This window comes from Pseudoalteromonas sp. MMG006, from assembly GCF_018101025.1.
Lineage (GTDB): Bacteria > Pseudomonadota > Gammaproteobacteria > Enterobacterales > Alteromonadaceae > Pseudoalteromonas.
On record NZ_JAGJEJ010000023.1, the window covers coordinates 53,760 to 64,084 of the forward strand.

The 10,325-nt window shown below is 41.0% G+C and carries 13 protein-coding genes; 8 read left to right on the top strand and 5 right to left on the bottom strand.

Features of this window, described 5'->3' with window-relative positions:
* Positions 1 to 24: 24 nt before the first annotated feature.
* The 3 genes from rsmB to def are packed head-to-tail and all read right to left on the bottom strand — an operon-like array spanning position 25 to position 2,794.
* Entirely contained in the window at positions 25 to 1,320 is a 1,296-nt protein-coding gene (gene rsmB, locus J8L73_RS17040; RefSeq protein WP_211018863.1) for a 16S rRNA (cytosine(967)-C(5))-methyltransferase RsmB, read from the bottom strand.
* Positions 1,313 to 2,266: a methionyl-tRNA formyltransferase gene (gene fmt / locus J8L73_RS17045; protein WP_211018865.1), complete on the bottom strand. Its 954-nt coding sequence runs from the start codon at positions 2,264 to 2,266 to the stop codon at positions 1,313 to 1,315. The genes rsmB and fmt overlap by 8 nt, the downstream gene beginning before the upstream one ends.
* 21 nt (positions 2,267 to 2,287) lie before the next feature.
* On the bottom strand, positions 2,288 to 2,794 hold the full coding sequence (def, locus tag J8L73_RS17050; protein WP_058548166.1) for a peptide deformylase: 507 nt from the start codon (positions 2,792 to 2,794) through the stop codon (positions 2,288 to 2,290).
* Positions 2,795 to 2,913: 119 nt separating this feature from the next.
* On the opposite strand from def, the gene J8L73_RS17055 reads away from it, so the two are divergent.
* The 6 genes from J8L73_RS17055 to hemF all read left to right on the top strand — a co-directional run bounded on the left by J8L73_RS17055 (position 2,914) and on the right by hemF (position 7,845).
* A complete protein-coding gene (locus tag J8L73_RS17055) occupies positions 2,914 to 4,035 on the top strand; it encodes a LysM domain-containing protein (protein WP_211001593.1) in 1,122 nt (373 codons plus the stop codon).
* 31 nt (positions 4,036 to 4,066) lie between these two features.
* Positions 4,067 to 5,158, top strand: a complete 1,092-nt coding sequence (gene dprA, locus J8L73_RS17060) for a DNA-processing protein DprA (RefSeq protein ID WP_211001592.1) — start codon at positions 4,067 to 4,069, stop codon at positions 5,156 to 5,158.
* Between the two features lies 1 nt (position 5,159).
* A complete protein-coding gene (locus J8L73_RS17065; RefSeq protein WP_211018866.1) occupies positions 5,160 to 5,633 on the top strand; it encodes a DUF494 family protein in 474 nt (157 codons plus the stop codon).
* Between the two features lie 95 nt (positions 5,634 to 5,728).
* Positions 5,729 to 6,304: a topoisomerase DNA-binding C4 zinc finger domain-containing protein gene (locus J8L73_RS17070; RefSeq protein ID WP_211001590.1), complete on the top strand. Its 576-nt coding sequence runs from the start codon at positions 5,729 to 5,731 to the stop codon at positions 6,302 to 6,304.
* A 25-nt stretch (positions 6,305 to 6,329) separates the two neighbouring features.
* On the top strand, positions 6,330 to 6,893 hold the full coding sequence (locus J8L73_RS17075; protein ID WP_211001589.1) for an L-threonylcarbamoyladenylate synthase: 564 nt from the start codon (positions 6,330 to 6,332) through the stop codon (positions 6,891 to 6,893).
* A gap of 1 nt (position 6,894) precedes the next feature.
* Positions 6,895 to 7,845: an oxygen-dependent coproporphyrinogen oxidase gene (gene hemF, locus J8L73_RS17080; protein WP_211018868.1), complete on the top strand. Its 951-nt coding sequence runs from the start codon at positions 6,895 to 6,897 to the stop codon at positions 7,843 to 7,845.
* Positions 7,846 to 7,929: 84 nt separating this feature from the next.
* Here the strand turns inward: hemF and J8L73_RS17085 are convergent, their stop codons facing one another.
* Positions 7,930 to 8,367: a group II truncated hemoglobin gene (locus J8L73_RS17085; protein WP_211018870.1), complete on the bottom strand. Its 438-nt coding sequence runs from the start codon at positions 8,365 to 8,367 to the stop codon at positions 7,930 to 7,932.
* 54 nt (positions 8,368 to 8,421) lie between these two features.
* On the opposite strand from J8L73_RS17085, the gene aroE reads away from it, so the two are divergent.
* Entirely contained in the window at positions 8,422 to 9,246 is an 825-nt protein-coding gene (aroE, locus tag J8L73_RS17090) for a shikimate dehydrogenase (protein ID WP_211018872.1), read from the top strand.
* Positions 9,243 to 9,503 (top strand): DUF1488 domain-containing protein, encoded by a 261-nt coding sequence (locus J8L73_RS17095; protein WP_138684061.1) that lies wholly within the window; start codon positions 9,243 to 9,245, stop codon positions 9,501 to 9,503. Before aroE ends, J8L73_RS17095 begins: the two co-directional genes overlap by 4 nt.
* On the opposite strand, the gene J8L73_RS17100 is transcribed toward J8L73_RS17095, so the two are convergent.
* Positions 9,486 to 10,022, bottom strand: a complete 537-nt coding sequence (locus J8L73_RS17100) for a gamma carbonic anhydrase family protein (RefSeq protein WP_211001585.1) — start codon at positions 10,020 to 10,022, stop codon at positions 9,486 to 9,488. The two genes, J8L73_RS17095 and J8L73_RS17100, sit on opposite strands and share 18 nt — an antisense overlap.
* Positions 10,023 to 10,325 lie beyond the last annotated feature (303 nt).

Below are 10,325 nucleotides of genomic sequence, written 5' to 3' on the forward strand. Positions count from 1 at the left end.
GGCTAACTATTTAGTGTACGGTTATTAGGCTTTTTTAACTAGCTTAGCGTAATAAAATCCATCACTTTCGCCCGGTAGTAATTGCAAACCCGGGTTAGTAACAGTGTCGTTCTCGTGCAATGGAATATGCACTACATCGTCATTATTCGCTAAAAACTTAGCAACTTGTTGCTGGTTTTCTTGTGGGAGTACCGAACACGTAGCATATACCAATGTGCCACCTGGTTTTAGTAGGGGCCAAATGCTATCGATTATATCACTTTGCAGTTTAGCTAGATCTTCGATGTCTGATGCGCGGCGTAACCATTTTATATCTGGGTGACGGCGTATTACACCAGTTGCAGAACATGGCACATCTAATAATATACGATCAAACTGCTGTTCATCCCACCAAGTATGAGGCTGTGAAGCGTCACCACATTGTAAATCGGCACCTAAGCCAATACGCGTAAGGTTTTGCTTAACACGCTCAAGGCGAGTTGAGTCGCTATCTAGGGCTAATACTTCAGCATCAGCAAGCTCTAATATATGACACGTTTTTCCGCCAGGCGCTGCACAGGCATCTAAAATGTATTCATCAGCTTTAGGTTCTAAAAAGCGTGCTGCAAGTTGTGCTGCTGCATCTTGCACCGAACATGCACCTACATCAAATTCTGGCAGCGAGAATACATCACGCGGCTTAGCTAACTTAATACCGTCAACAAATTCTGGGTTTAATGTGTGTTCAATATCGTTAGCCGTTAACATTTCGCTGTATTCTTGCGTACTGTATTGAGCTTGATTTACACGTAACCACATAGGGGCTTGTTGCTGGTTTTCTTCAAGCAATGCTTCCCAGCTATCTGGGTATGCAGCTTGTACTTGTTTAATGAACCAATTTGGATGATTGTATAAACACACTGGTATTTGCTTCGCTTTTTCTTCGAGCTCGCTTTGTTGGCGTTGAAAGCTACGTAAAATAGCATTTATTAGGCCTTTTAAACCCAGTGCGCGCATTTGAGCGAGTGCATTTACGGTTTCTGATATTGCGGCATGCGGTGGTACGCGCATGTGCTGTAGCTGGTATATGCCTACATATAATAAAAACTGAAATATTCTACGCTTACCTTTTAACGGCTGCTCTACTAAGTGTTGGCAATAGTTTTCAAGGCTTGGTAAGTATCGTAATACGCCATAACAAATTTGCTGCAGTAAAGCTTTGTCTTTTGGGGGTAAGCCTTGACTTGCAAAAGGAAGCTCTTGATTAAGCGATGCGCCTTTATCAACGACGTTATATAAAGTTTCTGCGGCAAGCGCGCGTACATTTGGAACATTACTCATTATTTTCGCCTAATACTGTACCCGGGGTAACCCAATCACTACGACCATTTAAAAAGTCATTAATTGCCATTGGCTTTTTGCCTTGCGGCTGTAATTGCGTAATGCAAATAGCATGTTTGCCACACGCGACAACCACACCCATTTTATCGCTTGATAAAACTTGGCCTGCACTACCTGTTTGCTCAACCACTTGCGCTTGGTAAATTTTTACCGTTTGCTCACCCATTTGTGTAAAACACACAGGCCAAGGGTTAAAAGAGCGAATATTTCGCTCTATTTGAGCTGCATCCATAGACCAGTCGATATTTGCTTCGTCTTTAGATAGCTTTTTAGCATAGTTAGCCAGCTCATCATTTTGAGGTTCAGCTACAAGCTCGCCTTTTGCTAATTTATTAACAGTTTCGATAAGGGCATCAGGGCCCAGCTCGGCCAGTTTAGTGTATAAACTGGCACTGGTTTCATCAGCATTAATTGCACAGCGACTAATATGTAGCATGTCGCCGGTATCAAGCCCTTCATCCATTTGCATAATAGTTACGCCGGTTTGCTCATCACCTGCCCAAATTGCACGTTGAATAGGTGCAGCACCACGCCAGCGCGGTAATATAGAGCCATGTACATTTAGACAACCTAAACGCGGGGCTTCTAATATTGCTTTTGGTAAAATTAGCCCGTAAGCCACCACAATCATAATGTCGGCATTTAAGCTTTTAAGCTCTGCTAATGCGTCATCACTTTTTAACGACTCTGGTTGAAAAACCGGTAAGTTATGTTCAAGCGCTAGCGCTTTAACTTCACTGGCTTTTAATTTTTTACCTCGACCAGCAGGGCGGTCAGGTTGGCTGTATACACCAACTATTTGGTGCTCGCTTTGTATAAGCGCTTGTAGATGACGTGCGGCAAAATCCGGCGTACCGGCAAATATAATGCGTAATGGTTGGGTCACTGAGTTTTCCTAAGGTGCTTATTACTGTGCTGCAAATTTAGCTTCTTTTTCAAGCTTTTTACGAATACGTTGGCGTTTTAGTGGTGATAAGTAATCAATAAATAGCTTACCTTGTAAGTGATCAAGCTCGTGTTGAATACAGATAGCCAGTAATTCGTCTGCATCTAATACAAACTCTTCACCGTTTTCGTTAAGCGCAGCAACAGTGACTGTTTCTGCACGGTCTACTTTTGCGTACGAGTTAGGTACTGATAAACAGCCTTCTTCACTTACGGTAGAGCCGTCTTTTTTAATAATTTGTGGGTTAATAAGTACTAAAGGCTCATCGCGCTCTTCAGATACATCAATTACTACGATACGTTGATGAATATCTACTTGTGAGGCTGCTAAGCCAATGCCATTTTCATCATACATAGTTTCCAGCATGTCTTTAACAATTTGGCGTACTGCGTCGTCAACTTGTTCAACGTCTTTTGCTACTGTACGTAAACGCTCATCTGGAAATCTTAAAACTTCTAACCTAGCCATAGTTACCTTTTTACACTTGTGCTTAATTTAGGGTGTTGTATGCTCTTATTTTAGCCATTAGCGTTCCCCTTTAACAGGTTTTGGACAATAATAATGAAAAAACAATACAAGGAAGCTCAATGAAATCTCCATTACTTGCAATCATGCTTGCGTTAAGTGCTGCTTTCCCGGCAGTTGCTGATGTACTTAAAATAAAAAAAGATGCACCAAAACAGTATGTTGTAAAGAAAGGCGATACACTTTGGGATATTTCTAGCATTTATTTAGATGAGCCATGGCTGTGGCCTGAACTTTGGCAAATGAATCCACAAATTGATAATCCTCATCTTATTTACCCGGGTGATGCGCTCGCTCTAATATATGACGCTGATGGAAATCCACGTTTGGTGATTAATAAAGCGTATAGAAAACTATCTCCTCAAGGGCGCATTACACCAAAAGGCACGAATGCAATAACTACTTTACCACTTGAAATGATCAAACCTTACATCAGTTTCGAGCAGGCAATTGATAGTGACGATATTAAAGGTATGCCTTATGTTTTAGGTGCAAACGAAAATACTAAAACACAAACGTTAGGCCATATTTTGTATGTTAAAGGTGACTTAAAAGTACACAAAGCGTATGCCATTTATCATGAAGGCGAACCTTATACCGACTTAGAAACCGGTGAAGTACTCGCAACGCGTGCCTCTTATGTGGGTATGGCGCGTGCATTTAGAACGGGCGATGAGCAAAATGGAGTACCTTCATCATTACGTGTTGAGTCTGTTAAACGTGAAATTCAACAAGGTGATTTTTTAATGCCAGCAATGCAAGGGCAATTACTTCCTGCATACTTTGATATTCACCGCCCAGACAATGCAGTATCGGGTCATGTTATTGCATCTCCGCGTCAAGTAAGAGAATTCAGCACAATGGATGTTGTAGTGCTAAACTTAGGTCGCGACCAACAAATAGAGCCAGGGCATGTGCTTGATTTAGAACGTCAGTCTCCGACAGTTATTGATGGCCCTCGTGGTCCTCGTTATCCTGAGGATTCGAGTAAATTCGAAAAATTACTATCTGACGCTAGTCAGTTATTTGGTGATGAATCTGATGAAGAAAATACAACGTGGACAATGCCTAAAGAAAAAGTTGGAGAGCTTATTGTTTTCAAAGTGTATGACAAAGTAAGTTATGCATTAATAACTAAAAATCAGCACCCAATTCGCATTGGAGATATTGCAGTTATTCATTAAGAAGTAGCGAGTCGGTGCTCTAGGAGAGAGCATGGATCAATCATCTGGCAAGCTAGCCCACTGGCTTGCCTTTTATATGTGTAAAGGGTTGGGCATTAAAACCCTTTTGGCACTATCTCAAACACATTCCCTCGCTTCGTTATTTGATTTGTCGAGTAATGAGCTTCAGCAACTTGGCTTAACGGCTAATCAGGCGAGTAACCTACAAAATACGAATTGGCAGCAAGTTGATTATTACCAGCAACAAATAACGCAAAATAATATAACTGTTATATGCATTTTTGATGCGCTTTATCCAACCGATTTAAAGCACATAGCTAGTGCTCCATTACTTTTGTTTTGCAAAGGCGATACGTCATTACTTTCCAGTCCGCAAATAGCGATAGTCGGTAGTCGAAATGCCACACCGACAGGCCTTGAAATAGCATCTGAATTTGCGTATCAACTTACTCTTGCGGGTATAACGGTCACCTCTGGTATGGCGCGAGGAATAGATGGTGCGGCACATAAAGGGGCCTTAGCTGGAAGCGGCAAAACAATTGCAGTGTTAGGAACTGGTGTCGATATTTACTACCCTAAACGCCATAAACTATTAACAGACCAAGTGCTAGAGCATGGTTTGCTGATCAGTGAATTTTTACCAGGTACGGCCGCTAATGCGCATAATTTTCCTCGCCGTAATCGTATTATTTCAGGGTTATCGTTAGGGGTGTTAATAGTAGAGGCTGAAATTAAAAGTGGCTCGTTAATTACTGTACGTTATGCACTTGAGCAAAATAAAGAGGTGTTTGCAGTACCGGGTTCTATTAAAAACCCGCTTGCGCAAGCAAGTCACTTTTTAATAAAGCAAGGTGCAAAACTGGTTGAAAACGTAACAGATATATTAGATGAAGTGAGCTTTTCTTATCAAAGCGGTCTATATAATAAAGACGAACCTGTTAACGAAGAGTCAGACTGTGCGGTATTAAATAGTATTGGTTTTGAGGTAACCAGTGTTGACGATATTGTACGCCGCGCTCAGTGGCCTATAGATAAAGTATTGGCTAGGTTGCTTGATTTAGAGTTAGACGATCAGATTGAGCGAGTGTTAGATGGCTACATAAAGTTAAGTACCCGGGGGTAATATGTTTGATATTCTTATGTATCTTTTTGAAAACTACATCCATAACGAGGCCGATATTTATGTTGAGCAAAATCAGCTAACGGATGAATTACTTCGTGCAGGGTTCAATAAACCTGAAATATTTAAAGCGTTAGATTGGTTAGAGCAACTTGCAGATTTACAGTACAGCGACGAGTCGCCTTACTTAATTACTAAGCCTCAACATGCCGTAAGAGTGTTTACCGACAGTGAATGCCAAATGCTTAATGTTGAATGCCGTGGTTTTTTAATGTTTGTTGAGCAAATAGGCGTTATTAATAGTGTAACCCGAGAGATGGTTATGGACCGCTTATCAGCATTAGATAAACCATATATAGGGTTAGACGACTTAAAGTGGGTAGTGCTCATGGTGCTCTTTAATGTACCTGGTTCTGAAGAGGAATATGGCCAAATGGAAGATTTAATTTTTGACGAACCCACCGAGCTTTTACATTAAAAGCTCGTTTAAACTACTTAAAGGTATATGCACAACTTGTATCTTTAAGTGGTTTGGGTATATTAGGCGAAAATTCATTAACCTTTAGGATCAGCATGAGTAAAATCGACCATTCGCTTTTCTCAGCGGATAAGCACGCCTTAGAAAAAGAATACGAAATATGCCCACAGTGCGGTTCTGAACTGGTTATACGTAATAGTAAGTCGGGTCCATTTTTAGGCTGTGCTAGTTACCCTAAATGCGACTTTATTCGTCCTCTTGCTCATCACGACAGCAACGAAATTAAAATACTTGAAGATTCAGCTTGCCCACAGTGCACTAAACCGCTGGTGGTTAAGAATGGCCGTTATGGTATGTTTATTGGCTGTACCGGGTACCCTGAATGCCATTACATTGCAAACGAAGATGATGAAAAGCAAAACGAAGAGGCATTACCTCCTTGCCCTAAATGTAAAAAAGGTCACTTAGTTGCGCGAAGTAATAAGTTTGGTAAAACGTTTTATTCCTGCGATAGCTATCCTAGTTGTAAGTACACGCTAAATAATAAACCTATAGCAATACCATGCCCAGAATGTGATTGGCCACTCGTGATCGAGAAAAAGATGTCTAATGGCGCTGTGCTACAATGCCCGCAAAAAAGTTGCATGCACAAGCTTGCCCCAACTAAATAACGTTTAATAATTTTTGGAGAGTACTTTGTCAAACCCCTCTAATACGCCTACGGCTGTTTCGTGTTTAGAACAAGGTGGTGTTATTTTATATCCAACCGAAGCTGTTTTTGGTTTAGGTTGTGATCCAGATAACCAAAAAGCTGTAGAGCAGTTATTGGCGATTAAACAGCGCCCAGTAGAGAAAGGCCTTATTTTAATCGCTGATAATTACGGTCAGTTATTAAAGTATGTTGATGATGCTAAATTACCAATGGACAAGCGCGCTGATATATTCTCGAGTTGGCCAGCACCTATTACATGGGTAATGCCAGCAGCTAAAAACACACCTAAATGGCTAACAGGTCAATTTGATACCATCGCTGTGCGCGTTAGCAACCACCCAACAGTTAAACGTTTGTGCCAAGAGTTTGGTAAGCCACTCGTTTCAACAAGTGCAAACTTAACGGGTCAAGAAACCGTAACAAGCATTGCACAAGCGCAGCTGCAATTTGCAGAGCAAGTAGGCTTTTATGTTGACGAGCCGTTAGGCGGGAATACGCAACCAAGTACAATTAAAGATGCCATGACCGGCAAAGTGTTTAGAGGTTAATATGCAAAGCGAATTATTAGAACAAGTAAAAGCCTATTTTATGGCTTTGCAAGACACTATTTGCCAAGGCTTAGAGAAGGCTGATGGCAGTGCAAAGTTTGTAGAAGACAGTTGGCAGCGCACCGAAGGTGGCGGGGGTCGTACCCGAGTAACCACTAACGGTAACGTAATTGAGCAGGGCGGCGTTAATTACTCTCATGTATTTGGCGCATCTATGCCAGGCTCTGCTACTGCGCATAGGCCTGAGCTTGCAGGGCGCAGCTTTCATGCTTGTGGTGTGTCGTTAGTTATTCATCCTAAAAACCCACACGTACCCACAAGCCACGCTAATGTACGCTTTTTTATTGCTGAAAAAGAAGGCGAAGAGCCTATTTGGTGGTTTGGCGGCGGATTTGATTTAACCCCTTTTTACCCTGTATTTGAAGACGTACAGCATTGGCATCAAGTAGCACACGATATTTGCGCACCGTTTGGTAGCGACGTTTATGCAAAATACAAAACCTGGTGCGATGAATATTTTTACCTTAAGCACCGCGACGAAACACGTGGTGTGGGTGGGCTATTTTTTGATGATTTGAACGAGCTAGGGTTTGAGCAGAGCTTTGCATTTATGCAATCAGTGGGTAATGGCTTTTTAGATGCTTACTTACCTATTATCGAACGTCGCAAAAATGATGAATTTACACAGCAACAACGTGACTTTCAATTATATCGTCGCGGACGCTACGTTGAATTTAACCTAGTGTGGGACAGAGGCACGTTGTTTGGCCTGCAAAGCGGTGGTCGTACTGAGTCTATATTAATGTCTATGCCACCATTAGCACGCTGGGAATACAATTATAAACCAGAGGCAGAAAGTGCTGAGGTTGACTTATATCAATACTATTTACGCCCTCAAGAATGGCTAACAACTAAACCAAGTGATTTGATAGCCCGAGAGTGGCAGTTGTAAATAAGTGCTAAATGTTTAAATACATTCTAGGACAAGACAAATCGACTTACTAAAAGGCGCCTAACAGCGCCTTTTGCTATTTTATTAGTGCTCATTAATCATATGTGTGGCAAGTTGACCAAACGATTGCTTTAAGCCTTCACGCAGGAGTGGGTTATCCACTTCTATATCGAGGGTTTTATTCATGCAATACATCCATTGATCACGTAGGTCTTTATTTATTGAAAAAGGCATATGGCGTTTACGCAGCATAGGTTGGCCATGTTTTTCAGTAAATAAGCTAGGACCGCCTAACCAACCAGATAAAAATTCAAAAAATACTTGGCGAATTCGATCTAATGGCAGAGGATGCATATCATATAACGGTTTAGCGTATTCATCGCTAGCCATTATGTCGTAGAATCTATTAGCAATAGCACGGGCACCGGTTTCTCCGCCAATTATTTCGTACGGTGTTTTTTCTGGAGTAGGAGCTTGTTGCTCAGGGGTTGGCTTAGATTTAGAAAAAAGTCGTTTAATCATATTACTTATCATCGTTAATAGGCAGTGTTATAGCTGCAAAGAGGTTGCTTTAAAATGGACAAATATGCGGTTTTTGGAAATCCAATCAAACACTCAAAATCCCCCGCGATACATAAACAATTTGCTATCTCACTGGGTGAGCAAATCGACTACCGCGCAATATTAGCACCTATAGATAACTTTGAAAAAACAGTATCGTCTTTTTTTGAACAAGGGGGTAAAGGTGCCAATGTAACAATGCCATTTAAAGAGCAAGCTTTTGCTATGGCTGATGAACTAACTCCCCTTGCAAAAATAGTGGGCGCGGTTAATACACTCAAAAAAAGAGACGATGGTACATTATTAGGAGATAACACCGACGGGGTCGGCTTTGTAAATGATCTACTTGCAAATGAAGTCGTAATTACTGATAAGCGTATTTTAATAATTGGTGCGGGTGGTGCTGCAAGGGGAGTTATATTACCTTTGCTTGAACAAAAACCCGCAGAAATCATTATCGTTAATCGTACAGCTCAAAAGGCACAGGACCTTGCTCAATTATTTGCTGAATATGGGCCTGTTTCTGGTTTTGGTTTTAATGACTTGCCAGTAAGTGACTACTCACTAATTGTAAATTCCACCTCTAGCAGTATGAATAACGAGTTACCCGCACTTAATGAAAAGTACTTAAAAGGCTGTGATGTTGCATATGATATGTTTTATTCGCAGACAAAGACTATTTTTATGAGCTGGGTTGCGGAGTATAATAACAATACTAAGCTTTTAGATGGCAGTGGTATGTTAGTAGGGCAGGCAGCACAAGCATATTATGTATGGCATAACAAAATGCCAGAAATCCTCCCTGTAGTTAAAGCGCTTAAACAAGGCTCACTAAAATGAACCAAGCTATACAGTTTATAGATAGACTCGAATTTAGAGAGCCTGATCACCAGTTGGTGTTTTTTGCTCAAGTGAGTGGCATGCTGGTGGAGTGCGTTATTGCAGTCAAAACACTTAAACTAACTGATGAAAGTCATGCTACAGATTATTTTGAAAAATATCGTTTTGAATACGAAGAACGTGCCGAGCAACTAATAGAAGAAGAAAGTTATAACTCGGCGGGACAAATAGAGGTGGACTTAGTTAGCCTCAGCTAAATATTCATCTTTTAATTGCACATAGTTATCTGCAGATATTTTTAAAAAGGTGAGCTCCTGCTCAGTCAGTGGGCGGGCTTGCTTTACAGGGCTACCTACATATAGATAGCCAGATTCTAAGCGCTTATTTGGTGGTACTAATGAGCCCCCACCAATAATAACATCATCTTCTACAGTTACATTATCCATAACAATAGCACCCATACCCACGAGTATACGGTTTCCAAGTACACACCCATGCAGCATCACTTTGTGACCAACCGTTACATCATCGCCTATTATAAGGGGGTAACCGTCAGGGTTACTTTTAGTTGCACGCGATAAATGTAATACACTGCCATCTTGAATGTTAGAGCGCTCACCAATACGTATATAGTTAACATCGCCACGAGCAGCAACTAAAGGCCATACGCTACTATTATCACCTAGTTGAATATCGCCAACCAAAACTGATGACTCATCAACGTATACAGATGAATTAAACGAAGGCGTTACACCTTTATAAGAACGGATTGTCATAGTTAGTACCTTTTTAGATAATAGTTATTAGCTCTGAGTGTATCAGCAAGGTTATTTTTGTACCACATAGGGTTCTTTTTGATTACAAAAGTATCAGTTTCAGGGTGTTTAGTTCAGATACTGACCGAACAGACTGTTTTTTTAGTTTTTCTTTAAAAAAGTACTTGCGTAAAAATCTGTTCTCCCTATAATGCGACCCCACTGAGACGGGAAACGCCGACGCATAGCAAGGCAGCAGCGGCTCAGAGAGTTAAATAAAACTTCTGTTTTGAATCTTCTAAAAAGAAAGTTTAAAACAAAGTA

Bases quoted from the DNA above. Each gene is read 5' to 3' on its own strand.
- rsmB (WP_211018863.1), bottom strand. From the start codon at position 1,320: ATGAGTAATGTTCCAAATGTACGCGCGCTTGCCGCAGAAACTTTATAT.
- def (WP_058548166.1), bottom strand. From the start codon at position 2,794: ATGGCTAGGTTAGAAGTTTTAAGATTTCCAGATGAGCGTTTACGTACA.
- J8L73_RS17055 (WP_211001593.1), top strand. From the start codon at position 2,914: ATGAAATCTCCATTACTTGCAATCATGCTTGCGTTAAGTGCTGCTTTC.
- dprA (WP_211001592.1), top strand. From the start codon at position 4,067: ATGGATCAATCATCTGGCAAGCTAGCCCACTGGCTTGCCTTTTATATG.
- J8L73_RS17065 (WP_211018866.1), top strand. From the start codon at position 5,160: ATGTTTGATATTCTTATGTATCTTTTTGAAAACTACATCCATAACGAG.
- J8L73_RS17070 (WP_211001590.1), top strand. From the start codon at position 5,729: ATGAGTAAAATCGACCATTCGCTTTTCTCAGCGGATAAGCACGCCTTA.
- hemF (WP_211018868.1), top strand. From the start codon at position 6,895: ATGCAAAGCGAATTATTAGAACAAGTAAAAGCCTATTTTATGGCTTTG.
- J8L73_RS17085 (WP_211018870.1), bottom strand. From the start codon at position 8,367: ATGATTAAACGACTTTTTTCTAAATCTAAGCCAACCCCTGAGCAACAA.
- aroE (WP_211018872.1), top strand. From the start codon at position 8,422: ATGGACAAATATGCGGTTTTTGGAAATCCAATCAAACACTCAAAATCC.
- J8L73_RS17095 (WP_138684061.1), top strand. From the start codon at position 9,243: ATGAACCAAGCTATACAGTTTATAGATAGACTCGAATTTAGAGAGCCT.
- J8L73_RS17100 (WP_211001585.1), bottom strand. From the start codon at position 10,022: ATGACAATCCGTTCTTATAAAGGTGTAACGCCTTCGTTTAATTCATCT.